The organism is Arthrobacter globiformis NBRC 12137, from assembly GCF_000238915.1.
GTDB lineage: Bacteria > Actinomycetota > Actinomycetes > Actinomycetales > Micrococcaceae > Arthrobacter > Arthrobacter globiformis.
The window spans coordinates 150,463-174,333 of sequence record NZ_BAEG01000085.1; the positions used below are offsets into that span (position 1 = coordinate 150,463).

A 23,871-nucleotide genomic window follows, 5' to 3' on the forward strand; every position below is an offset into this window, starting at 1 on the left:
GAACGGGGACCGGGTTTGCGTGAACCGTCTCGGGCATGCTCCCCCGAGGGAGCGCTTCCGGGGGTTTCGGAACCGGATCCCACGGGCGCCTCAGGGGGATTCTGGCCGTGGGATTCAGGATCCTGCTTTATAGCCGACACCACGAACCGTCATTACAACTTCCGGGGCTTCCGGATCACGTTCAATCTTGGACCTCAGCCGCTGGACATGGACATTGACCAGCCGGGTGTCAGCCGCGTGGCGGTAACCCCAGACCTGCTCCAAAAGCAGCTCACGGGTGAAAACCTGCCAGGGCTTGCGCGCCAAGGCAACCAGGAGATCGAACTCGAGGGGGGTCAGCGAAATCCGCTCATCCCCACGGCTCACGAGGTGGCCGGCGACGTCGATCGTGATGTCCGCGATGCGCAGCGTCTCGGGTGCCTTCTGGTCGCCGGGCCGCAGGCGCGCCCGCACCCGGGCAACGAGCTCTGCGGGCTTGAAGGGCTTGGGCACGTAATCGTCGGCACCTGATTCCAGTCCCCTGACCACATCGGAGGTGTCCGACTTGGCCGTCAGCATGACGATCGGAACGTCCGACTCGGAGCGGATCTGCCGGCATACCTCGATGCCGTCCGTTCCCGGCAGCATCAGGTCGAGGAGCACCAGATCCGGCTTTGACGAGCGAAAGACGTCCAGAGCCTGTCCGCCGTCCGCGCAGAAGACGGGCTCAAAGCCGTCGTTGCGCAGGACGATGCCGATCATTTCTGCGAGCGCCTCGTCATCATCAACCACCAGAATGCGTGCCTTCATAGTTATATATTCCCTTATTGCTCTTGCTTTGTCTTATTGATGGAGTTTTCGGCGGGGCGCGTGCCGGCGCACCGGACACGGCAGCCTGGCGTCCACTTCGGTCCCAACCGCCCCGAAGCTAGGATGCCCGACGGCGGAACTATAGTCTGGAGGTGCCCGGCCGTTGGCCGGTGCGCACCTTGGGGAGGAACAGGTTGTCAGAGCAGGATCCGCAGCACGCGCCGTCCGGCCATGAACCACCCGGGCACCGGCCGCCTGAACACCGCCCGAGTGAACACCGCCCGCCGGAATCCTCCTCATCCAGGCAGCTCCCACCATACGGGCAGCTGCCCCCGGACCGCCTGCCACCGCAGCCGGCCGAAAACACTGGCCAGAACGCGGGCCAGAACACCGCCCAGAGCACCGCCCAGCCCCCAACGCCGTGGGCTCCGCCGCAGCAGCAGCCCTGGGGCGCGCCCCCGCAGTGGGGCAGCCAGCAGCCCGGCCCCTACCGGCCCGGCGCCTCCCCACCCGGCCCCTTCCCGGCCGGCGCCCAGCAGCCGTACGGGCCGCCGCACCAGTGGGGCCCAGGCACGAATCCCGCCGGTCCTCCAAGGCCGAACCCCGCCGTTCCCTATCCCATGTACGCGGCCCCGCCGAAACCCGGTGTGGTGCCGCTGCGGCCGCTGATGTTCGGCGAAATCATGGACGGCGCCTTCCAGACGATCCGGCGGAACCCCAAAGCCATGCTCGGGGCGGGCCTGCTGGCCCAGGCGCTGGGCGCCGTGCTCGCCGGCGTTCTCCCGTTGGTCACCCCGGCCTCCGACGCTTCCGCGGAGGCCTGGCTGGCGAACCTCAGCACTTCCGAGATGACCGGCCTCGTCACCGGCGTGGTGGGCGGCTTGGTACTTTTCAGCCTGGTCTCCGTGTTTATCTCCGTGGTGATGCAGGGGGCCATGGTGGTCCCTGTGGCCAGGTCCATCCTCAACCGGCACACCGGATTCCGGCAGATGTGGCTGCTGGCACGCGGCCGGGCCTGGGCACTGGTTCGCCTGGCCGGGATCGGGGTGGCAGCCGTGCTGCTGGCGGCGGCCCTCATCGCGCTGGCCACCATGCTGCTGGCCAATTCGATGGGCACCGGGTCATTGGTTATCGTACTTCCGCTGTTTCTGGCCTTTATTGCAGCCATGTTCTGGGTGTCCGTCAAGCTGACAGTCTCACCTGCGGTCATCGTCGTCGAGGACGTGGGGGCGCTGGACGGCATCCGGCGTTCCTGGGCCGTCACCCGGGGAAGCTGGTGGCGGGTCCTCGGCATCGTCCTCGTGGTGGCGCTGCTCGTGGGCATCATTGGCCAGATCGTCCTCATCCCGCTCACGCTGCTCTCCGGGCTGCTCACCACCGTCGCCGGTCCCCAGGATCCGGCCAGCCAGACGGCCACCCTGCAGGTGGTGGCCGGTGTGGCCACGGCGGTTGTGTCTGCCGCCGTCGGCGCGGTGGCGTTCGCCTTCCAGACCTCGGTCATGGCCTTGCTCTACCTGGATCTGCGGATGCGCAACGACGGACTGGATATCGCATTGCTCCGGCTGCTGGAAACCGGGAACGACGACGGCGGCATCCCGGGCCGCGGCGTGCCCGTCTACAGCTCGGGCCGGAACCGCGGGCCTTCCCGGCCCGGGGCTTACCAACAGGGCCCCTACCACCACGGCCCTTACCAGCCGGGGCCCCACCAGACTGGTCCATACGGGCATTCAGCAGGCTGGCCGCCGCCCCCGGGGCCGCCAACGATGCCGGGATGATCGCCGTCGGCCTCCTCCCGGGCCTGCAAGGCGCCACGGGGCTGCTACGACGAACCCTGGAACCGCCGGTACAGCCTGACCGGGACGAAGCGCGCCGCTGGGCGGCGGAGGAGCTCTCCAAACGTGAGTACCGGGAGGCGGCACCCAACTGGCTGGAAACCCTCTGGCAGCAATTCCTCGACTGGCTGCAGTCCGTGGCCGATGGCCAGTCCCCGGCCGACGGACCTCCGGTGGCGCCCTTCATCGGCCTGGGCATCGCCATCCTGGTGGGCGTGGCCATCATCCTGGCACGGCCCCGGCTGAATGCCCGCCGCCGCGCATCCAAGGAGATCTTCGACGCCGGGACAGCCGCTACAGCCGCCGACTACCGGGAGCGCGCCAAGGCCGCAGCCGCCCGCGGCGACTGGGCGGCCGCCGTCGTCGAACAGTTCCGCGCGCTGGTAAGTTCCGCCGAGGACCGGGCCGTCCTGGACCCCCGGCCTGGCCGGACCGCCGACGAGGCTGCCGGTCAGCTGACGCGCGCGTTTCCGGCGGCGAGCGACAGACTCGACGCCGCTTCCCGCATCTTCGACGCTGTCCGCTACGGCAGCGGGAGCGCCCTCGCAGCAGACTACGCCGCGATGGTTGAACTGAACTCGACCCTGGAAAGGCTCACGCCTTCCTACGCCGGGGCCGCGCCCGGCGGACTGGCGGTGCCTAAGTGACGCAGCTCCCCCGCACCGAACCCGGTGTTCCTGTCGCGCCCTTGCGCAGGAGAACCGGCTGGATCCGCAAGCACCGGGCGGGAGTGCTGTTCGGCGTTGCCATGGCCACCGCCCTGGCGGTGATCCTCGTACTCCAGTCGGCGCAACGGGCCGACAACCAGGAACTCTCCGTCAACAACCCCGGTCCGCAGGGGGCCAGGGCAGCAGCCCAGATCCTTGGCGCGCAAGGCGTCACCGTTGCGCAGACGGCGTCGTTCGACGAAACCCTGGCAGCGGCGCGTGCGGCCGGCCGCAGCGGGTCCGGCTCGACGGTCCTGGTCTACGACCAACGCGGGTTCCTTGCGCCCGAACGGCTCCGCCGGCTGCTCGCAGAGACTGAACGGCTGGTGGTGGTCTCGCCGCGCCTGGCCACACTGACCGGTCTGGGCGGCACCATCCGGCAGGCCGGGGTGGTCCCCGGCTCGGAGCGGACCCTCCAGCCCGGGTGCGCCGTTGCCGATGCCCAGGCCGCCGGTGGCATCAGCCCGGACGGAGGCTTCCTCTACACCGGCGGCACCGTGTGCTACGGCCCCTCCGGCAGCAGTGGGCGGGGCCTTTACGCCACGGCAGAGAACGGCAAGCTCGTGGTCATTGGGAGCACGGCCGTGTTCAGCAACCAGTTCCTGGCCGCCAACGGCAACGCCGCGCTCACCCTGCGGACCCTGGGCAGCCAGGGACACCTCGTCTGGTACCTGCCGGGCCCCGGGGACCTCGGGGGCAACACCGCGCCGAAAACCCTGGCCGAACTTGCACCGGCGTGGTCGGTGTTCGTTGCGCCGTGGCTCATTGTGGTGGCCATGTTTGCCGTGCTGTGGCGCGGACGCCGCCTCGGCCCGCTGGTGTTCGAACCCCTGCCGGTGGTCGTGAAGTCCGCGGAAACGGCCGAGGGCCGGGCCCGCCTTTACCACGAGGCCCACGACGTTGCCCGCGCGGCGGACACACTCCGTGCCGGCACCATCGTCCGGCTTGCCTCCGCCCTTCGCGTGGGCACCGCAGCCGGGTTTTCTGACGCGGCCGGCCCTGAGGTTGCAGCCGCTGCGGCCCGGCACCTGGACCGCCACCCCGCAGAAATACAGCAGATCCTGCAACACCGTCCCGCAACCGAGGCCCAGCTTGTCCGCTGGGCCCAGGACCTTGTCCGCCTAGAGAAAGAGGTACAGGCCAGATGAGCCAGCAGCCAAACGGCCACGAGCACGGTACGTACGGCGATGCGCCGGTGGGCACCATGGCCGCTCCGCACGCGCCGGCCCCTGTCCGGCAGGCGCTGCTGGACGTCCGGCATGAGGTGGCCAAGGCAGTTGTGGGCCAGGATTCCACGGTCACCGGCATGCTGATCGCCTTGCTCTCGCGCGGACACGTGCTGCTGGAGGGCGTGCCCGGTGTGGCCAAGACGCTGCTGGTCCGTGCCCTCTCGGCGGCCCTGAGCCTGGACACCAAACGCGTGCAGTTCACCCCGGACCTCATGCCCGGCGACGTCACGGGGTCCCTGGTGTACGACGCCGCCAAGTCCGAATTCAGCTTCCGCGAAGGCCCGGTCTTCACCAACATTCTCCTGGCGGACGAAATCAACAGGACGCCGCCCAAGACCCAGGCCTCACTGCTGGAAGCCATGGAGGAACGCCAGGTGTCCGTGGATGGCGTGTCGCGCCGGCTGCCGGTGCCGTTCATCGTGGCGGCCACGCAAAACCCCGTGGAGTACGAGGGCACCTACCCACTGCCCGAGGCCCAGTTGGACCGCTTCCTCCTCAAGCTGACCATGCCGCTTCCTGACCGGGCCGCTGAAATCGAGGTGGTCCGCAGGCATGCCGCCGGCTTCGATCCCCGCGACCTCGCCGCGGCCGGCATCCGCTCGGTGGCCGGCGCCGACGAACTTGAACGGGCGCGGCGGGCAGTGGCCGCCGTCGAAGTGTCGCCCGAGGTGCTGGGCTACATCGTGGACGTGGTCCGGGCCACGCGCGCCGCCCCGTCCTTCCAGCTCGGCGTCTCGCCGCGCGGTGCCACCGCGCTGCTGAACACCTCGCGGGCCTGGGCCTGGTTGTCCGGCCGGAACTTTGTCACCCCGGATGACGTCAAGGCGCTGGCCCAGCCGTGCCTGCGGCACCGTGTGGCGCTCCGGCCCGAAGCCCTGATGGACGGCGTACAGGTGGACGACGTGCTGGGCAGCATCCTGGCCTCCGTACCGGTCCCGCGCTGATCCCGTGGCGATTTCCGGACGGCTGGTACTCCTGGCGGCGGCCGGGCTGGCGCCGGTGCTGCTCTTTCCCGGCTGGCTGACCGTGCTCGCGGTGCTTCTGGTCCTTGGCGCCCTGATCCTGCTGGACCTGCTGCTGGCCGCGGCACTGCAGCAGGTCTCGGTGGAAAGGTCGGCGCCCGCCAACGTTACGCTTGGAGGCACGGCGGATACTGTGCTGACGGTTCATAACAGCGGCACGCGCAGGCTCAGAGCCGTGGTGCGTGACGCCTGGCAGCCTTCCGCCGGGGCGGAAAACCCGGTCCAGGGGGCAGAGGTCCCGGCCGGTGAAAGGCGCCGATTGAGTGTCAGGCTCAGGCCCGTCCGGCGGGGTGACCTCAGGGCGCCGCACATCACCGTCCGCTCCTTCGGGCCGCTCAGGCTGGCCGCCCGCCAGAAAACGGTGCACGCTCCCGGATCGCTGCGGGTGCTGCCGCCCTTCAATTCCCGGCGGCACCTGCCGTCAAAGCTCCGCAGGCTGCGGGAGCTCGACGGCAAGGCCGCTGTGCAGATCCGCGGCGCCGGGACGGAGTTCGACTCCCTGCGCGACTATGTCCGCGGCGATGATGTCCGTTCCATTGACTGGCGCGCAACGGCGAGACGGTCCGCCGTCGTCGTGCGCACCTGGCGGCCGGAGCGCGACCGCCGCGTGGTGATCATGCTGGACACGTCCCGGACCGCCGCTGCGCGCGTGAACGACGAACCCCGGCTGGACACCGGCATCGAGGCCGCGCTGCTGCTGGGCGTCTTGGCCGAACGCGGCGGGGACCGCGTCGATTTCTTTGCCTTCGACCGCAGGATGCGCGCCCGGGCAGGCACGACGGCGGGCGGGAACCTGCTGGGTCAGCTGGTGCAGGCTGTGGCGCCGCTGCAGGCAGAACTCATCGAACTGGACTGGGCACAGGTGCCTGCCCAGGTCCGTGCGGTTTCGGTGCACCGTTCCCTCGTGGTCCTGCTGACGTCGCTGGATAGCGGCGCCCCGGAGGAAGGGCTCATTCCGATGGCGGCGCGCCTGGCCCAGCAGCACGTGGTGGTAGTGGCGTCGGTCCGCGACCCCCTGCTTGGCGAAATGCTCCAGGACAGGACGACGGCGGCGCAGGTGTTCCGTGCGGCGGCCGCGGAACGCGCCCTCCTGGAGCGGGAAGCCGTGAGTGTCCAGCTCCGCCAGCTCGGCGTCGAAGTGGTGGACGCGGAACCGCACCAGTTGCCGCCGGCGCTGGCCGACGCCTACATACGGCTCAAGGCGGCGGGTCGGCTGTGAGTTCCCGTTGGAAGACCGAATCACCAGACCAGATGTCAGGAGCCCCCATGAATGCCCCGATCTACCGCCAGGCCCTGGGGGCGGACTTCTTCCGGCTGCAGCCGGAACTGCAGGAGTACTTTTCACTTGCCCCGGGATCCGGCACCTTCGGCGTGGGCGAGGGCGTCTTCGATGTGGTGGGCTGCAGGCAGCGATGGCTGCGGCCGGTGCTGCGGCTGGCCGCAGGCGAGCAGGCGTTCTTTCCGGAATACGGCGAGGGCGTTCCGTTCCGGATCGAAAACCACGCGCATCTCGATCCGTTCGGCCGCTCCAGCCTGACTGCCCGGCGGGAGATCTTCTTCCCCGGCAGGACCAGGATCTTCCAGGACACCACCAGTGCGGAAGAGGCCGGCGCCGGCTCCCGGGCCCGCCTGGTGGACTACGTGGGCCGGTACCGCCGGCTGGTCACGGACCTCAACCTCGGTGTGACGGCTGAGGGCCGGCTCCGGGGAGTCTCCGAAGTATCCCGGCTGTTTCTCGGCCCGGTCCGGTTGCCGCTGCCAGCGGTCCTTGACGCCAAAGCCTACGCCGAGCAGTGGTGGGACCCGGCCGCGGGGGAAGCCGGGCGTCACAGGATCCAGGTGAAGGTGATCCAGCCGCAGCTCGGCCTCGTCCTGGTCTATGCCGGCCACTTCGACTACCGGCTGGAACCCTATCCGTCCGGAAATTCTTCTGCGGGCTTCCTGCCGGCGTACGCCAGGCCAGACCGCTGGGAGCGACGAAGCTGAGGAAGTAGCGGCGCGCCTAACCGAGTGCGAGCTGGTTCAGGCCGTCGGCGACCTGGGTGAGGCGGGTGAGGACCTCCGTTGCGGCGGCGGGCGACTGCCCTTCAAGGCCGCCCGACGGCGTGACCCGCACCGTGCCGAGCGCCTCCAGCGGCAGGCCGAGCTGCTGCCACGGGCGCCGGACCGAGTCCACAACCTCGGATGCCTTCGGCACGCCGCCAGGTCCGTCAGCCTGCAGGGCTCCGGCCCAGAGCCGCGTGCCGGCTTCGAGCGCCTCCGCGAGCTGTTCCCACTGCCGGGTAGTCAGGGCGCGCAGCGGAACGGCGATGGCATCCGCGCCAGCAGAGAGGATCCGTTCGAACGGGGCCTCGATTTCCGGCACCGCAATGGCGATCTCGGCGGCGCCGGCCCCGCGGAGGGCGTCAATCACCACGCGCCAGAGTTCCGTGACTTCCTGTCCGGCGACGGAGCGCAGCGTCCGGTAGCCGCTGGAGGTCGGAATGGTGCCGGCGAGGACGGACGCTATGTCCGGTTCGTCGAGCTGCACCACGAGCCTGGCCCCGGGAACGGCAGCGGACACCTTGGCCAGGTGCGCGCCAACCCCCGCGGCGAGGGAGGCGGCGATGTCGCGGCGGGCGCCATAGTCGATCAGCGCCCGCTCGCCGTTGTGGAGGTGCAGTCCGGCAGCCAGGCTCAGGGGGCCCCGCAGCTGGACCTTGAATTCTTCAGCGGCGCTGTCCTCTTCGCCCGCAATGTCGGCCAGCACATTGATGTCCGTGGACAGTGCAGATCTTGCCCGCACCAGGTCGCGCCCGGGCCGGTCAACGATGCGCCAGCCGTGCGGCTGGACATCCACGGCCAGGTCCACCAGCAGTGAGGCGGTGCGGCCTATGGCGTCGGCACCGACGCCACGGTCGGGCAGCTCGGCAAGAAACGGCAGGTGCGGGCTGCCGAGCTCACCGCGGATGATGCGGGTGGCCTCCACGGGATCCTGGCCCGGCCACGGTCCCAGTGCGGTGGCCGTCACCTGGGCCGGCAGCTGGATGTCTGCGTCCGGCACGGCTTAGGCGGTCAGCGGGGCTGTTGGGCTGGCCGTTCCGTTGGAAGTTCCACCGGCGGCATTGTGGTCTTCGGCGATCGCCTCATGGTGCCGGATGACCTCGCCGATGATGAAGTTCAGGAATTTCTCCGCAAAGGCCGGGTCCAGCTGCGCGTCCTCGGCAAGGCGGCGGAGCCGGGCAATCTGGGCGGTCTCGCGTCCGGGATCCCCGGCCGGAAGACGGTGGGCAGCCTTCAGGAAGCCCACCTTCTGCGTCGCTTTGAACCGCTCTGCCAGGAGGTACACGAGGGTTGCGTCGATGTTGTCGATGCTCGACCGGATTGACAGCAGTTCCGCCATTACCGCGGGATCCACATGCCCGGCCAGTGAACTGGCGGCGGGATTGTAGGAGTCGGTATCAGGCAGATCATGGTTTAGCTCGGTCATGGTTCCAGTCTATGGGCACCGCAGGACTCTCTGCCCGTGTTAAGGATGCCGGCAGAAAATGTAGTGTTGGCACATATTGTTGAGGGAGGACGCACATGAGGATCGCAGTTCTTGGTACCGGAATGGTGGGCAGGACCTTGGCGGGAAAACTCGTGGAGTCCGGGCACGACGTCGTTCTCGGCTCACGGAGCGCCACCAATGAGGCTGCCGTGCGGTGGGCAGCGGAAGCAGGGCCGCGGGCCAGGGCCGCGACCTTCTTCGACGCCGCGGCGGAGGCCGAGGTGGTCATCAATGCGACGCCCGGAACTGTTTCCCTAGAAGTGCTGGCCGCGGCCGGCACGAAGAACCTCGCGGGCAAGGTTCTGATCGATGTGGCCAATCCGCTGGACGCTTCGGCCGGCTTCCCGCCGTCGCTCACCATCTCCAACACCGACAGCCTGGCGGAAACCATCCAGCGGACGTTTCCCACAGCCCGCGTGGTGAAGGCACTGAACACCATGCGCGCCGATGTCATGGTGGCACCGGAACAGCTGGCGGGCGGGGATCACGACGTGTTCATGGCCGGGGACAACGCTGAGGCCAAGGAAGTGGTGGCCGGACTCCTGCGGGAATTCGGCTGGCGGCCCGAACATATCAGGGATCTGGGCCCGCTCGAGGCGGCACGGGGGCTGGAAATGTGGCTGCCGCTCTGGCTGCGGATTTTCCTGAAGCAGGGGAACAGCGTGTTCAACATCAAGGTGGTCTCTGAATAGGGCAGCAGGCCCGTATCCCATTACTTCGCGGAGAGTGGGATACGGGCCTGCCCGTGCAATGTCCGGCTAGAAACGCATCTAGATGCCCAGCAGTGCGCGGTGGTTCTCGCGGCGTTTGGCCTGCTCGGCGGGATCCGGGACTGGCAGCGACGCGATCAGGCGCTTCGTGTAGTCGTGCTGCGGAGCACCCATGACGTGGTGGCCGATCCCCTGTTCAACGAGCTTGCCTTTGTAGAGAACCCCGACCCAGTGCGAGAGCATGTCCACCACGGCGAGGTCGTGGCTGATGAACAGCGCCGCGAACCCGAACTCCTGCTGGATTTCCCGGAAGAGCTCCAGCACCTTCGCCTGCACCGAAACGTCCAGGGCCGACGTCGGCTCATCGGCGATGAGCAGCTTCGGGTTCAGGATCAGCGCCCGCGCCAGGGATGCGCGCTGGCGCTGCCCGCCGCTGAGCTCATGCGGGAAACGGTCAGCGTACGACGCCGGCAGCTGGACTGACTCCAGCAGCTCACCAACGCGTTTGCGCGCCTGCGCCGGTGACGGGTTGGTGTGGATGACCAGCGGTTCGGCGACGCAGTCGCCGATGGTCAGCTGCGGGTTGAAGGATGCCGCCGGGTCCTGGAAGACGAACCCGATCTCCTTCCGGAGCGGCTTGAAGCTCCGTTCCTTGAAGTTCAGCATCTCGTAGCCCAGCACGTTCAGGCTTCCGCCGGTGGTCCGGTTGAGGCCGGCGATGGCCCGGCCGATGGTCGTCTTGCCCGATCCCGATTCGCCGACGAGTCCGAATACCTCGCCCTCGGACACTGTGAAGCTGACACCGTCCACGGCTTTGAACGCGGGGCTGCCCAGCCGTCCGGGATATTCGATGGTGAGGCCCTTCGCCTCCACGAGGACCTTGCCGTCCTGGTGTGCCCGTTCCGTCATCCCTTCCGACGCCGAATGCCGGCCAAGGTGCGGCACGGCGGCCAGCAGCTTCCGGGTGTAGTCCTGCCGCGGCTCGGCGAAGAGGGACGTCGCAGAGGCCTCCTCGACGACGTCGCCCCGGTACATCACCACGACGCGGTCCGCGAGGTCGGCCACCACGCCCATGTTGTGCGTGATCAGCACAATGGACGTCCCGTACTTGTCCCTCAGGTCCCGCAGGAGCTCAAGGATCTCCGCCTGCACGGTGACGTCCAGGGCGGTGGTGGGTTCGTCAGCCACGATCAGGCCGGGGTTCAGTGCGAGCGCAGCGGCGATGACCACGCGCTGCTTCTGGCCGCCGGAGAACTGATGGGGGTAGTAGTTGACGCGCGTTTCCGGGTCCGGGATGCCCACTTTGCGCAGGGCTTCGACGGCTCTGGCCTTTGCCTCCTTCGCCGTGACCCGTTTGCCGCCGTCCCGGCCTGCGTGGGCGAGGATCCCTTCGGCGATCTGCCAGCCGACGGTGAACACGGGGTTCAGCGCCGTGGACGGCTCCTGGAAGACCATGGCCACGTCCCGCCCCCGGATCTGGCGGAGCTTACCGGGGCTGACGCTGATGACGTTGTTGCCGTTGATCAGCACCGCACCGGAGCTGATGGCTGTTTCCGGCAGCAGGCCCAGGATGGTCTTGGCCGTCACGGTCTTGCCGGAGCCGGACTCGCCGACGATGGCCAGCACCTCCCCCGCCTTCACTTCAAGGCTCACGTCCTTGACGGCGTACACGTCCCCGGCGTCAGTGGCGAACGTGACCTTGAGGTGGTCAATGTCCAGCACGGGTCCGGTGCCGGCCGCGTGCCGGTCTGAAACCGATCCGAGGTTAATGGTCATGAGCTTCTCACATCTGCTGAAATGGCTGCCTGGGCCGCCGCGGCGGTGTCGGGTCCGCCCTTATTCCCGGCCCGTTTGCGGCCGCGGAGGCGGGGATCGTTAAGGTCGTTGATGCTCTCCCCCACCAGCGTGAGGCCAAGGACTGTCCAGACGATGGCAAGGCCCGGGAACACGCCGGTCCACCAGATGCCGGACGTGGTGTCCGCGAGTGCCTTGTTCAGGTCGAAGCCCCATTCGGCGGCGGATGAGGGTTCGATGCCGAACCCCAGGAAGCCCAGGCCCGCGAGGGTCAGGATCGCCTCGGACGCATTCAGGGTGAAAATCAGCGGAAGGGTGCGGGTGGCATTGCGGTAGATGTGCCTGCCCATGATGCGGATGCTTGACGCGCCCACCACCTTCGCCGATTCGACGAAGGGTTCCGCCTTGAGCCTAATGGTCTCCGCCCTGATGACCCTGAAGTACTGCGGAATGAACACCACGGTGATGGAGATCGCCGCGGCGAGCACACCGCCGAAGAGGGAGGACTCGCCACCGCTGATGACGATGGCCATGACGATGGCCACCAGCAGGGAGGGGAACGCGTAGATGGCATCTGCCACCACCACGAGGACGCGGTCGAGCCAGCCGCCGAGGTAGCCGCTCACCAGACCGAGGATGACACCGGCGAAGATGGACAGGACCACGGCCACCACGATCACGAGGATGGCGGTCTGGGAGCCCCAGATGACCCTGGACAGGACATCGTAACCGCCCACGGTGGTGCCCAGCGGATGCTTTCCGCCGGGGGGCTGCTGCGTGGGGAAGCTGCCGTCCGCGTCGGAGAGTTGGGCGAATCCGTAGGGGGCAAGGAGCGGCGCGAAGATGGCGGTCAGGAGGAAGACGCCGGTCAGGACGAGGCCGACGACGAGCATCCCGCGCTGGAGACCGACGCTCTTGTTGAAATGGGAGATGACGGGCAGCCGCTTGAACAGCGGCGCCCTGCGGTCTGTCGTGGCTTCCAGTGGAGTTGTGGTGCTCATGTCAGTACCTCACGCGGGGATCGATCAGCGCGGCCACGATGTCCACGATGAAGTTGGTGACGGCGACGATGACGGCGAGGAGCACCACGATGCCCTGGACCGCCACGAAGTCGCGGGCCGTCAGGTAGTTCGCCAGCTGGAAGCCCAGCCCCTTCCACTCGAAGGTGGTCTCGGTGAGCACGGCACCGCCCAGCATCACGGCGATCTGCAGGCCCATCACGGTGATGATGGGGATCAGTGCCGGCTTGTAGGCGTGCTTGGTGACCAGCCGGAATTCGCTGACGCCCCGTGAGCGTCCGGCCTCGATGTAGTCCCGGCCCAGGGTGCCGATGACGTTGGTGCGCACCAGCCGCAGGAAGATGCCTGCAGTCAGCAGGCCCAAGGCCATGGCAGGCAGGACGGCATGCGCCATAACGTCGCCGAGTGCGGCCATGTTGCCGCTTCTGAGCGCGTCGACCCAATAAATTCCTGTTGGCGCCTGCAGGCCGGTGAGGGCAAGTTCGCTGGAGGTTTTTGCCCGTCCCGCAACCGGGAGCCAGCCGAGCCACACCGCAAAGGTCAGCTTCAGCAGCAGGCCGGCAAAGAACACGGGAGTGGCGTAGCAGAGGATGGCGAAGACACGCAGCACGGCGTCGGGAAGGTGGTCGCGGCGGTGCGCGGCGATCATCCCGAACGGGATGCCCACCAGCAGTGCGACGATCAGCGCATTGATGGTCAGTTCGAGGGTGGCTGAGCCGTACGTGGTCAGCATCTCTGTGACTTTGCGGTTGTCGGAGAGCGTGGTTCCGAAGTTGCCCGTGACGAGCTGGCCCAGGTATTCGAAGTACTGCACGGGAAGCGGGCGGTCATAGCCGGCCGCATGGATCCGTTCCTGCAGCTGCTCCGGGGGCAGCCGGCCGCCCAGTGCGGCCGTGATGGGATCGCCGGTGATCCTCATCAGGAAGAACACCATGGTGACCAGGATGAAGATCGTGGGAAAGATCAGGAGGAACCTGATCAGAAGGTATTGGCCCAGTCCCCCGCCGGACTTCTTTTTCTTTGTCGGCAAAAGGCCGTCGGCGTCGCTTGGCGGCGCCTCGATGAGAGTTGTCATTACTGCCTGATTCTGTGTTTCCGGGTCCGTTGCGGGCCTGGAATCGGCTGTTCAGTGGCCAGCAGGAAGGCGGGACGCCCGGACGGCGTCCCGCCTCCTTGGCTGGTGAGGACCCAATGGGGTGGAGTCCTACTTCGAGATCACTCCGAGGCGGGTCTTGAACGAGGCGTCGAGGGTCTGCTCCACGCCCTTGATCTCTGCGCCCGCCACCATGAGCTGCGCGCCCTGCAGCAGCGGCAGGGTGGAGAGATCCTTGGCGACGGCGGTCTGGGCCTCGCCCAGCACCTTGTCGCGTTCGCCCTTGTCCACAGTGGTGAGCTGCTTGGTTACGAGGTCGGTGACAGCGGGGTTCTCGTAGTGGTTCTTCAGGAAGTTGCCGGGCACGAAGAACGGCGTGAGGTAGTTGTCGGCGTCGGAATAGTCCGGGAACCAGCCGAGCTGGTAGACGGGGTAGGCATCGGCCGTCCGGGCCTTGGAATACGTGACCCATTCGGTGGACTGGAGGTCCACCTTGAACAAGCCCGACTTTTCCAGCTGTTCCTTGATCATGGCGTACTCGTCACCTGACGACTTGCCGTAGTGGTCGGGGTTGTACTGCAGCTTGATGTTGACGGTTCCGGTGATGCCGGCGTCGGCAAAGGCCTTCTTTGCCTTGTCCAGGCTGGGCTTGCCGTTGCCGTCGCCGTACATTTCCTTGAGCGGCTGGATGGCGCCGTTGAAACCGTCCGGGACAACGGAGTAGGCGGGCAGGTAGGTGCCCTTGTAGACCTGGGTGGCGATAGCGTCGCGGTCCACGATGTTGGCCATCGCCTGGCGTACGGCGAGCGCTTTCTTGGCATCGGCGTCGGCCGTCTTGGCACCGAACGGCATGGTGTCAAAGTTGAAGACGATGTAGCGGAGTTCGCCACCGGGGCCCTTGTGCACCTTGACCTTCGAGTCCTTTTCAAGGTCAGCGGCGTCGGTGGCGGTCAGGCTGCGGCCGGCGACGTCGATGTTGCCCTGCTGGACGTCCAGCTTCAGGTTGTTGGAGTCGGCGTAGTACTTGATGTTCGCGCCGTCGTTGGCGGGCTTGCCCAGGAGCCCCTGGTAGTCCGGGTTGGCTTTGAGGCTGACGAGTTCGTTCTTCTTGTAGCTCTCAATGGTGTACGGCCCGGCAAACGGCTTGCCCTTGACGATCTCGTCATCGCTCAGGACCTTGTCCGCCGGGAAGACTTCTTCGTCCACGATGGGTCCGGAGTTGGCGGCCAGAACGCCGGGGAAGACCTGGTCGTTGCCTGCCTTGAGGGTGAACACGACGGTGGAGTCGTCCTTGGCCTCCACGGACTTCAGGTTCGACAACAGTGCGGCCGGGCCGTTGGGGTCGGCGATCTTGACTACGCGGTCGATCGAGAATTTGACGTCGGAGGAGGTCAGTGCGTGTCCGTTGGCGAACTTGAGTCCCGGCTTGAGCTTGACGGTGTACTCAGTGGGGGTGGTGAACGACGCCGATTCGGCAATGTCCGGAACGGAGTCGGCACTTCCCGGTTTAGAGTTCATGAGGAATGGGTAGACCTGGTTCATCACCATGAACGATCCGGCGTCGTAGGAGCCGGCCGGGTCCAGGGTGACGACCTTGTCCGTGGTCCCGTAGGTGATGGTGCCTCCGCCGGCGCCGCCGGTGGATGTGCCGCCGCCACCGGAAGGGCCGGTGCAGGCTGTGAGTGCGAAAGCGGAAACGCCTGCCAGCGCGATAGCGCTCCGCAAGGCCCTCTGATTCTTTGCCATCTGTGAACTTTCTGTTCGATGAGTACGCGCGGGGTGCCCGATCTGACTCGTGTGCGGGCAGCCCGCTGATGCCTCTGATTCAACCAGAAGGTTGCCCGGTGAAACATTGCATCGTGTGAGTTGAGACACAAAATTTACCAGAAGGGATGGCGCTTTGCTGACCGAACGGTCGGAAACCGGTGAATGGCAACAAAAAACGGCCGGCGGAAAAATCCGCCGGCCGCTCTCACTCCGGAAACCGGAGCAGGGTTAAAGTTGTGCCCGCTGCAGGGACCGAGCAGCGTCGATGGTGGCCTGGCCGAGGACCCTGCTGCCCTGGTAGAGCACCACGGTCTGGCCGGGCGAAACACCGCGCAGGGGATCCGTCAGGGTCACCACGAGGCTGTCCCGCTCGATCCCGGCGTCGTCGGCGATACGCTCCATCCGCGCAAGGGCAGGTACGGGGTCACCGTGCGCGCGGACCTGCGCATGGCAGTCAAAGTCGGCGCCGGAGCTGACCTCAGGGATGGGCAGGCCGGCCCAGGAAACCTTGATGCCGCGGATCTCGTCGATGGCCAGCAGGGCCTCGGGCCCCACCACCACCTTGTTTTCCTTGGGCCGGATCTCCAGCACGAACCGCGGCTTGCCGTCCGCCGCTGGCCGGCCAAGCTTCAGCCCCCGCCGCTGTCCGACGGTGAACGCGTTCGCTCCGCCGTGTTCACCCACCTTGGCGCCGGTCTCATCGACGATGTCGCCCGTGGTCATGTCGATCTTTTCCGCGAGCCAGCCGGCGGTGTCACCGTCCGGGATGAAGCAGATGTCATGGCTGTCCGGCTTGTTGGCCACGGACAGTCCGCGTCGCTCCGCTTCCGCGCGCACTTCCGCCTTGGAGGGAGTGTCGGCCAGCGGGAACATGGAATGCTTCAGCTGCTCGTGGGTGAGCACGCCCAGGACGTAGCTCTGGTCCTTGGCCCAGTCCGCGGCGCGGTGCAGTTCGCGGTTTCCGTCGGCGTCCTCGATGACCTTGGCGTAGTGGCCCGTGCACACAGCATCGAACCCGAGGGCGATCGCCTTTTCGAGCAGGGCGGCAAACTTGATGCGCTCGTTGCAGCGCATGCAGGGGTTGGGGGTGCGGCCGGCGGCGTACTCGTCGATGAAGTCCTGGACCACATCCTCCTTGAACCGCTCGGAGAAATCCCATACGTAGTACGGAATCCCCAGGACGTCGCAGGCCCGCCAGGCATCGCGCGAATCTTCAATGGTGCAGCAGCCCCTGCTGCCGGTGCGCAGGGTGCCCGGCATCCTCGACAGCGCGAGGTGAACGCCGACGACGTCGTGCCCGGCCTCGACGGCGCGGGCGGCTGCGACGGCGGAGTCAACTCCGCCGCTCATGGCTGCTAGAACTCGCATTATGGCTTTCTGTTGACACCGGTTGCCAAACTATTGTACTTGCCGCCGGAATCAGGGCCTAAATCTCCTTGACGGTTCCCGTCCGCACTTCTAAAGTCACGAGTATCGTTTTTAGAACGCGGGCCGCTGGCCTGCCGGCGGAATCGAGTAGCGCCATGACCCCTGAAAGCATTGTCATCGCCGGCGCCGGGCTGGCCGGAGCGACGGCGGCCCGCACCCTGCGCGCCGAAGGGTACGCCGGGAACATCACCATCGCGGGCGCCGAGCCGCACCCTCCCTATCTCCGGCCGCCGCTGTCGAAGGAATACCTGCTCGGCAAGGCCGGGGAGGACGCCGTCGAGGTGGTGCCGGAAAGCTGGTACGCCGACAACAACGTCAGCCTCCTGCTGGACAACCCGGTTGCATCGGTTGATCCCGGGGCACACAATGTCCGCTTCGCAGATGGCACAGTCCAGAGTTATGGGGCACTGCTGCTGGCGCCGGGCGCAACGCCTAGAACGCTGCTGTTGAGCGGCGCGGACCTGGAGGGCGCCAGCACCTTCCGCACGCTCGATGACAGCCGCCGCCTGCGGGAACAGCTGGCGCCCGGCGGCCGGAAGGTGGTGCTCATCGGCTCGGGGTGGATCGGGATGGAACTGGCCGCGGCCGCAAGCACCTACGGCAACCAGGTCACACTGCTAGGGCTCGAGGACATCCCGCTCGCGGCGGCGATCGGCCCGGAGCTTGGCAGCTTCTTCCGCACGCTGCACGAGGACAACGGAGTCCGCTTCCGGCTTCCCGCCTCCGCCGCGGAGATCACCGGACAAAACGGAAAGGTGACCGGCGTGGTGACCGACTCCGGCGAGCTTCTGCCCGCGGACATCGTGATCATCGCCGTGGGCGTGGTTCCGGAAACGGCACTTGCCGCCGCTGCCGGGCTGGAGGTCCGCAACGGCATCCTCACCGACGCTTCCCTGCGCACCAGCGCACCGGATATTTTTGCCGCCGGCGACGCCGCCAACGCGCTGCATCCTTTCACGGGCGAGCACCACCGCAGCGAGCACTGGTCCAATGCGCTCAGCGGCGGCAAGGTGGCGGCCAAGGCCATGCTCGGCCAGGACGCTGCCCTGGACGTGGTGCCCTATTTCTACACCGACCAGTTCGACGTCAGCATGGAGTACTCGGGCTTCCCGTCCCTCGCAGCAAAGGGGGCTCCGCTCATCCGCGGCTCGCTCGACAGCAAGGAGTTCGTGGCGTTCTGGCAGCAGGACGGGCGCGTTGTGGCGGGCATGAGCGTCAACTGGCCGCGGTCCGTTAAACCGAGCGCCCAGAAGGTCATCAAGGCACTGATCTCCGCACGGGCCGAGGTGACTGCCGAGCGCCTGGGCGACAAGGCGGTTCCACTCGATCAGCTGATGCCGGAGCCCTGACGGGCAACGGTGGCGGCCGTCTGAATGGAGGATTCGTGTCCGGCCATTCCGGCCTGCCGTGCCCGGGCATAGGCGCCGGGCAGGGCAGCCAGGAGTGCGTCCACGTCCGCGTCCGTCGACGGATGCCCCAGGGTGAAGCGCTGCGCACCACGCGCGGTCTCCTCGTCCAGGCCCATGGCAAGAAGGACGTGCGACGGACGCGGGACACCTGCCGTGCAGGCGGAGCCGGTGGACGACTCGACCCCGGCGAGGTCCAGGAGGAACAGCAGGGAGTCACCCTCGCAGCCAGGGAACGTGAAATGGGCGTTGCCGGGCAGCCGCCCTTCCCCCTCCGGACCGCGCAACACCGCAGCCGGAACAGCGTCGCGGACCCCGGCGATGAGCCGGTCGCGCAGCCCGGAAATCCGCGCCGCCTCGGCCTCAAGGTTCTTGGCGGCGGAGTCAGCAGCGGCGGCGAAGGCCGCTATGGATGCGGTGTCGAGCGTCCCTGAGCGGACGTCGCGCTCCTGGCCGCCGCCGTGCTGCACCGGCGTGAGCTTCACCGACCGCCCAAGAATGAGCGCACCGACGCCGACCGGCCCGCCGATCTTGTGGCCTGAGATGGACATCGCATCCAGCCCTGATGCCCGGAAATCCACGGGGACGGAGCCAAACGCCTGCACGGCGTCGGAATGCACCGGGACGCCGGCGGCGTGCGCGAGCTCCACTACCCGATGGACAGGCTGGATGCTCCCCACCTCGTTGTTGGCCCACATGACCGTCACCAGGGCAATGGAATCGGGCTCACGTTGCAGTTCCGCCTGCAGCGCTTCGAGGTCCAGCACGCCGTCCCGGTTGACGGGCAGCCACGCAATTTCCGCCCCTTCGTGGCGCTCCAGCCACTCCACGGTGTCCTGCACGGCATGGTGTTCGACGGCGGAGCACAGGATCCGGCGCCGGCGCGGGTTTTCCGCCAGCCGGGACCAGTAGAGGCCCTTGACGGCCAGGTTGTCGGCTTCGGTGCCGCCGGAGGTGAAGATGACTTCCGATGGATGGGCGCCTGCCGCGTTGGCAAGGGTTTCCCGCGCGTCCTCCACCGAGCGCCGTGCCCGGCGGCCGGAGCCATGGAGGGACGAGGGGTTTCCGGTCCGGGACAGCTCCCGCGTCAGTGCGGCCAGGGCTTCGGCGGCGATGGGTGTTGTGGCGGCATGGTCCAGGTAAACAGGCACGCTTAAATTCTAGACGCCGCTAATTCTGGACGCCGCAGAATATCGGGAGCCGGCAGGATGCCGGACACCGCGGGGTTTTTCAGCGGCACTCAGGGCCTGATCCTGGCGCAGCAGCGCCCGACCGCCCGGTCCTCCTCCACTTTCTCCTCAGGCACTCCGCAGGCAGCGGCGGCACCACTCAGGAAAGCCCCGTTCATGGCACACACCACATCCGCATGCCCATCGGCGAGCCGGTGGAAAGGACAGTTCATCAGGATGATTCCGCCTTCGGCGTCCCTCTCCGGCATATAGCCGACGCCGCCGAGCAGATCGTCGAGGGATTCGCCGTTCCCGCCCAGCGAACGGCCCCGGGAGTAGGACGCCTCAGTCAGTGCCTCGCGCACCCCTCCCCCGCCGGTCATTGCGGATTCAATCGCGGTGGCCATCAGCTCTCCGGCCAGGTCGTAGCTCCGGTCCGGAACCGACGCACCCACTTCTTCCAGCGCCGGGCGGTAGAGCTTCGCCGGACGGCCTGACCCCGGGCCGGCCTTTCCGCCGAGCTTGCGGAACTCGACGGCGAGCAGCCCGTCGCGGACCAGTCTGTCCAGGTGGAAGGACGCTGTGGATCGGGGCATGTCCAGCGCAGCCGCAGCGTCGTCCCGCCCCACGGCCGACGGCTGCCCGGCGACGTATTCAAAAAGGCGCCGCCTGCCGGCGTCACCCAGCGAGGCCAGCGCGGCCAGGCGGCCGGTCCACGACAGGGCGGACTTGGATTCACGGTTCTCGGCTGGTCGGCTCATGCGTCCAGCGTAACTCTAAAATCAAGATCTGTTGCTAAAGAAGGATTGCCGGTTCTAAAATTAACTTATCTACTTTTAGAAGGGAGTTCCCCATGAAAAGCACAGCACTGAAGGAGCCCGCGAGCCTGCACACGCTGGCGGCTGATCCCGCCCGCCAGGCGTTCGTGCTCCTGCGCACCGTCTTTACCGTGGCGCCCATCCTGTTCGGCCTGGACAAGTTCACCAACCTCCTGACCGAGTGGACCGGCTACCTCGCACCCGTGGTTCCGGCAACATTGCATCTGCCCGCGCAGACGGTAATGTATGCCGTCGGCGTGATCGAGATAATCGCCGGAGTCCTGGTGGCCCTCCGGCCGCGGATCGGTTCGCTGGTGGTGGCTGCATGGCTCCTGGGGATCATCGGGAACCTGATCATCCTCGGGGCCTTCTACGACGTCGCACTGCGCGATTTCGGGCTGTTCGTGGGTGCGCTGGCCCTCAACCGGCTGGCCACCGCCGCAGCACCTCATCAGCCCGGCGGAACCACCGTCAGCCACTGAGCAATGTCTGCCCGGGCGGCGGCGAGCGCCGCCGCCGTCGGGCACGACACCGACACGTACACGGATGAGCCGGCCGTTCCGAAAACCCGGGCCAGCACCGCGGTGGCCCTGCCGGCTTTCTGGCCTGCCGGTTTGGCGGCACGTTCCAGGACCAGGACATCCACGGCCGGTCCGGGTTTGTCCCGTTCCCCGCCCCAGCGCAGCGATGCGGGCTTCAGATAGGCGGGCAGGATGGTGGGGTCCAGATACGCAAACAGCGCGGCGGTCGATTCCCTGTCATCAGCCGCCACCAGGGGCCACTGGTTATGTCGCACCTCCGCCGCCGCCTGGCAGCCGTCCGACTTTTGATAGCGGCTTGCGCCGCCCGCGTTGCCGACCACCTGCTTCCACTGCGGTGCTTCGGCCAGGTCCTCGGACAACCCGACGGGAACACCGTGCGCCAGCGTGGCCCCTGCCGAGAAGGGCATGTCGCGGGAAGCCACCGCGTCCGCATCGTGTCCGGGCGTGATGGTAGGCGTGCCAGGTCCACTGGTGACCGGCGGGATGCTCGGGGCGGCGGGATCGGGAACACCGACGCTGCAGCCGCCGACAAGGGCAACAGCCGCGCCGGCAGCCACCACCACGCCTGCAAGGCGGGCACCACCGCGACCTGTCCGAACTCCCATTCCGAAAAGTCTAGACGCCCCGCGTTATCACCGGCGGGAACCGGCACCCCTGCTGCGGTCGTTGTTCCGTCAAGACCGTCAAGACCGGCTTATATGCTTGGCACACCGGGCCGCGCATGCACGCCGGCAACAACGACTTAAGGACCGTGCTTGACCAAGGGCAGCAGTTCCCACTACGAAGTGCTCCGCGTGGCGGTGACCGCGACCGAGAGGGAGATCAAGGTGGCCTACCGCAAGGCTGCCCGCGCTTCGCATCCCGACCATGGAGGCGACGCCGCGACGTTCCGTCAGGTGACCCTTGCATATGAAACGCTCATCGACCCCCGGCGGCGGGCCGCCTACGACCGCTCCTACGCGACCGGACCGCGCTGGGGCCGCGCAGAGGGCGACGAGGCGCACTTCGACGCCCCTGCTGCCGGCAGCCACGCCTCCGCGACGATCCACAAGCCGGGAACGCCCCGGAACACGTCAGCCGACGCCCCCGTCTACGTGCCGCCTTTCGACACGCCCGGCGCCGTACCGCTCCTGCCGCCGGAGCTGGCCGGCCAGCAGGTCCACGGCATGCCGAGAAAGCGGGGCATTTTTGGTGCTGAAGCCAGGATCCAGCGGGAGCTGCGCACAGTCCAGCTGATCAGCAGGCAGGTCCTGCCGGCCATCCCTGCGGCGCGGCTGATCAATGGCCTGCAGTCCCCGGCGGACAACAGCCACATTGACCATGCGCTGCTCTCGGGCTACCGGCTTGCCCTGATCGGCTCCATGCTGCTGCCCAAGGGTGCGTATGCGTGGGACGGGAACACGCTGAACCACGGCGGCCGGTCGATTGCCCCGCCGCAGCTGGCCCCGGTGGTCCGGCGGATGCAGGACATCTTTCCCGAACTTAACGTGACCGGGTGGACAGTGGTCCACAGCCCGGACGGAAACCTCCACGAACCCGTCATCGACCGCCACCGCCGCTCCCGGGACGGCTCGGATATTATCCAGGTGGTCAATGCCGCCGGCCTGGCCCGCGGGCTCAAGGATTTCCTGTCCTCCGGTCCGGCGCCGAACACCGTCAACGTCCCGGTGCTCGCGCGACTGCTGAGGGGCATGCACTGAGGTCACGCCGGAAGGGCGGCGGTTGTGCCGACGCTAGGATGGAACGGTGTTCCGCATCCTCTTCCACACGCCTGAAATTCCCGGCAATACGGGCAACGCCATCCGTCTCGCCGCCATCACCGGCGCCGAACTCCACCTCGTGGAGCCGTTGGGCTTCGACTTTTCAGATGCCAAGCTCCGCCGCGCCGGCCTGGACTATCACGACCTGGCGGTGGTGACAGTCCACCCCAACATCGAGGCGGCCTGGGAGGCACTGCAGCCCGAGCGAGTCTTCGCCTTCACCTCTGACGGCGAGGTGTCCTATACCGACATCGCCTACCGGCCCGGTGATGTCCTGATGTTCGGCCCGGAGTCCGTGGGCCTGCCGGACGACCTGAAGCGCGATCCCCATGTCACGTCCCGGGTCCGCCTGCCCATGCTGCCCTCACTGCGGTCGCTGAACCTGGCCAACGCGGCATCCATCGCCGTTTACGAGGCCTGGCGGCAGCAGGGTTTCACCGGCGCACAGCTGTGAAAGCCCGGCTGCACAGGCACCCATCCGAAGCCCCTCCCGCACCGAATCACCCCTGAGCACACATCCACGGGCGTAAGGAGCGGCAGGTGACAACACAAAGGCCGGGTAACACTGTATTCCGTTTTGCCCGGCACGATGCTGCCGAGGCCGGAAACGGTGTGCAGCGCCTGCCGGCAGGCGACCTATGCTTGAGGGTGATGGATACTCCCAACGCGCCGAACTTTGACGCCACCGCGCCGCCCGGCACCGCCGTCGACCTTAACCAGCAGCTGGCACAGCTGCTGGAGCGGATAGCCGACGGCGACCAGGCGTCCTTCGCCGAGTTCTACCGGCTGACGTCGCGGCGGGTGTTCGGCATGGCGCGCCGGGTGCTGATCGATCCGGAGCTCAGCGAGGACACCGTGCAGGAGGTCTTCCTGCAGGTCTGGCAGAACGCCGCGAAGTTCGATCCGGGCAGCGGCAGTCCCCTGGCCTGGCTCATGACCATCTCGCATCGCCGGGCCGTGGACAGGGTCCGCTCATCGCAGTCCGCCACCGAGCGTGAGGCGAGATACGGCGCCAGCAGCCAGGACATCGACCATGACTCGGTGTCGGACCAGGTGGACAGCCGGCTCGAGGCCGAAGCCGTGGTTCGCTGCCTGGAGACCCTGACCGAGACGCAGCAGGAATCTGTTCGGCTTGCCTACTACGGCGGCCTCACCTACCGCGAAGTGGCTGAAAAGCTGAACGCGGCCATTCCGACCATCAAGTCCCGCATCCGCGACGGACTGATCCGACTCAAGTCCTGCCTGGGGGTGAGCTGA

At 67.4% G+C, this 23,871-nt stretch carries 23 protein-coding genes; 12 read left to right on the top strand and 11 right to left on the bottom strand.

All coding sequences use genetic code 11. The annotated features are described in order from the left end of the window. Positions 1–114: 114 nt before the first annotated feature. Entirely contained in the window at positions 115–789 is a 675-nt protein-coding gene (mtrA, locus tag ARGLB_RS17340; RefSeq protein WP_003804986.1) for an MtrAB system response regulator MtrA, read from the bottom strand. 620 nt (positions 790–1,409) lie between these two features. Between mtrA and ARGLB_RS17345 the strand changes: the two genes are divergently transcribed. Genes ARGLB_RS17345 through ARGLB_RS17370 form a run of 6 tightly spaced genes read left to right on the top strand, consistent with a single transcriptional unit; the run spans position 1,410 to position 7,565 of the window. Continuing rightward, positions 1,410–2,564, top strand: a complete 1,155-nt coding sequence (locus ARGLB_RS17345; RefSeq protein ID WP_139023391.1) for a DUF7847 domain-containing protein — start codon at positions 1,410–1,412, stop codon at positions 2,562–2,564. Next, a complete protein-coding gene (locus ARGLB_RS17350) occupies positions 2,561–3,268 on the top strand; it encodes a DUF4129 domain-containing protein (protein WP_003804990.1) in 708 nt (235 codons plus the stop codon). The genes ARGLB_RS17345 and ARGLB_RS17350 overlap by 4 nt, the downstream gene beginning before the upstream one ends. Continuing rightward, entirely contained in the window at positions 3,265–4,476 is a 1,212-nt protein-coding gene (locus ARGLB_RS17355) for a DUF4350 domain-containing protein (RefSeq protein ID WP_003804992.1), read from the top strand. The genes ARGLB_RS17350 and ARGLB_RS17355 overlap by 4 nt, the downstream gene beginning before the upstream one ends. Positions 4,477–4,532: 56 nt before the next feature. Continuing rightward, complete coding sequence (locus tag ARGLB_RS17360; RefSeq protein WP_043419666.1) at positions 4,533–5,501, top strand: AAA family ATPase; 969 nt, start codon at positions 4,533–4,535, stop codon at positions 5,499–5,501. A gap of 4 nt (positions 5,502–5,505) precedes the next feature. Further along, positions 5,506–6,798 carry a DUF58 domain-containing protein gene (locus ARGLB_RS17365; RefSeq protein ID WP_003804996.1) on the top strand — a complete coding sequence of 431 codons (1,293 nt, stop codon included), beginning with the start codon at positions 5,506–5,508 and terminating at the stop codon, positions 6,796–6,798. 47 nt (positions 6,799–6,845) lie between these two features. Continuing rightward, positions 6,846–7,565: a DUF4166 domain-containing protein gene (locus tag ARGLB_RS17370; protein ID WP_003804998.1), complete on the top strand. Its 720-nt coding sequence runs from the start codon at positions 6,846–6,848 to the stop codon at positions 7,563–7,565. Positions 7,566–7,581: 16 nt separating this feature from the next. Here ARGLB_RS17370 and ARGLB_RS17375 read toward each other — a convergent pair whose 3' ends face one another. Further along, complete coding sequence (locus ARGLB_RS17375; protein WP_003805000.1) at positions 7,582–8,622, bottom strand: uroporphyrinogen decarboxylase/cobalamine-independent methonine synthase family protein; 1,041 nt, start codon at positions 8,620–8,622, stop codon at positions 7,582–7,584. A gap of 3 nt (positions 8,623–8,625) precedes the next feature. After that, positions 8,626–9,048, bottom strand: coding sequence for a chorismate mutase (locus ARGLB_RS17380; protein WP_003805002.1), 423 nt, complete (start codon positions 9,046–9,048; stop codon positions 8,626–8,628). Between the two features lie 95 nt (positions 9,049–9,143). Between ARGLB_RS17380 and ARGLB_RS17385 the strand changes: the two genes are divergently transcribed. Beyond that, complete coding sequence (locus tag ARGLB_RS17385; RefSeq protein WP_003805004.1) at positions 9,144–9,800, top strand: NADPH-dependent F420 reductase; 657 nt, start codon at positions 9,144–9,146, stop codon at positions 9,798–9,800. A gap of 78 nt (positions 9,801–9,878) precedes the next feature. On the opposite strand, the gene ARGLB_RS17390 is transcribed toward ARGLB_RS17385, so the two are convergent. The 5 genes from ARGLB_RS17390 to mnmA all read right to left on the bottom strand — a co-directional run bounded on the left by ARGLB_RS17390 (position 9,879) and on the right by mnmA (position 16,859). Continuing rightward, positions 9,879–11,594: an ABC transporter ATP-binding protein gene (locus ARGLB_RS17390; protein WP_003805006.1), complete on the bottom strand. Its 1,716-nt coding sequence runs from the start codon at positions 11,592–11,594 to the stop codon at positions 9,879–9,881. After that, positions 11,591–12,613: an ABC transporter permease gene (locus tag ARGLB_RS17395; protein WP_003805008.1), complete on the bottom strand. Its 1,023-nt coding sequence runs from the start codon at positions 12,611–12,613 to the stop codon at positions 11,591–11,593. Before ARGLB_RS17395 ends, ARGLB_RS17390 begins: the two co-directional genes overlap by 4 nt. Position 12,614: 1 nt before the next feature. Continuing rightward, positions 12,615–13,706, bottom strand: coding sequence for an ABC transporter permease (locus ARGLB_RS17400; protein WP_003805010.1), 1,092 nt, complete (start codon positions 13,704–13,706; stop codon positions 12,615–12,617). 129 nt (positions 13,707–13,835) lie between these two features. After that, positions 13,836–15,470 carry an ABC transporter substrate-binding protein gene (locus ARGLB_RS17405; protein WP_003805011.1) on the bottom strand — a complete coding sequence of 545 codons (1,635 nt, stop codon included), beginning with the start codon at positions 15,468–15,470 and terminating at the stop codon, positions 13,836–13,838. Between the two features lie 249 nt (positions 15,471–15,719). After that, complete coding sequence (gene mnmA, locus ARGLB_RS17410; RefSeq protein ID WP_003805013.1) at positions 15,720–16,859, bottom strand: tRNA 2-thiouridine(34) synthase MnmA; 1,140 nt, start codon at positions 16,857–16,859, stop codon at positions 15,720–15,722. A gap of 155 nt (positions 16,860–17,014) precedes the next feature. Between mnmA and ARGLB_RS17415 the strand changes: the two genes are divergently transcribed. Then, complete coding sequence (locus ARGLB_RS17415; RefSeq protein WP_003805015.1) at positions 17,015–18,268, top strand: NAD(P)/FAD-dependent oxidoreductase; 1,254 nt, start codon at positions 17,015–17,017, stop codon at positions 18,266–18,268. Here ARGLB_RS17415 and ARGLB_RS17420 read toward each other — a convergent pair. Together ARGLB_RS17420 and ARGLB_RS17425 are read right to left on the bottom strand one after the other, a co-directional pair. Continuing rightward, complete coding sequence (locus tag ARGLB_RS17420) at positions 18,247–19,476, bottom strand: cysteine desulfurase family protein (protein WP_003805017.1); 1,230 nt, start codon at positions 19,474–19,476, stop codon at positions 18,247–18,249. The two genes, ARGLB_RS17415 and ARGLB_RS17420, sit on opposite strands and share 22 nt — an antisense overlap. Before the next feature lie 89 nt (positions 19,477–19,565). Further along, a complete protein-coding gene (locus ARGLB_RS17425) occupies positions 19,566–20,255 on the bottom strand; it encodes a helix-turn-helix transcriptional regulator (protein WP_003805020.1) in 690 nt (229 codons plus the stop codon). Positions 20,256–20,347: 92 nt separating this feature from the next. On the opposite strand from ARGLB_RS17425, the gene ARGLB_RS17430 reads away from it, so the two are divergent. Next, entirely contained in the window at positions 20,348–20,794 is a 447-nt protein-coding gene (locus ARGLB_RS17430; protein WP_003805022.1) for a Sec62 family protein translocation protein, read from the top strand. Here the strand turns inward: ARGLB_RS17430 and ARGLB_RS17435 are convergent. After that, the gene (locus tag ARGLB_RS17435) at positions 20,764–21,459 is read right to left on the bottom strand and encodes a hypothetical protein (RefSeq protein ID WP_050934399.1); all 696 of its coding nucleotides are present in this window, start codon (positions 21,457–21,459) and stop codon (positions 20,764–20,766) included. The two genes, ARGLB_RS17430 and ARGLB_RS17435, sit on opposite strands and share 31 nt — an antisense overlap. A 150-nt stretch (positions 21,460–21,609) precedes the next feature. Between ARGLB_RS17435 and ARGLB_RS17440 the strand changes: the two genes are divergently transcribed. From ARGLB_RS17440 to ARGLB_RS17450, 3 genes are all read left to right on the top strand, one after another. Continuing rightward, entirely contained in the window at positions 21,610–22,554 is a 945-nt protein-coding gene (locus ARGLB_RS17440; protein WP_003805025.1) for a J domain-containing protein, read from the top strand. A gap of 46 nt (positions 22,555–22,600) precedes the next feature. After that, on the top strand, positions 22,601–23,068 hold the full coding sequence (locus ARGLB_RS17445; protein ID WP_003805026.1) for a tRNA (cytidine(34)-2'-O)-methyltransferase: 468 nt from the start codon (positions 22,601–22,603) through the stop codon (positions 23,066–23,068). Between the two features lie 197 nt (positions 23,069–23,265). Next, positions 23,266–23,871, top strand: a complete 606-nt coding sequence (locus ARGLB_RS17450; protein ID WP_043419592.1) for a sigma-70 family RNA polymerase sigma factor — start codon at positions 23,266–23,268, stop codon at positions 23,869–23,871.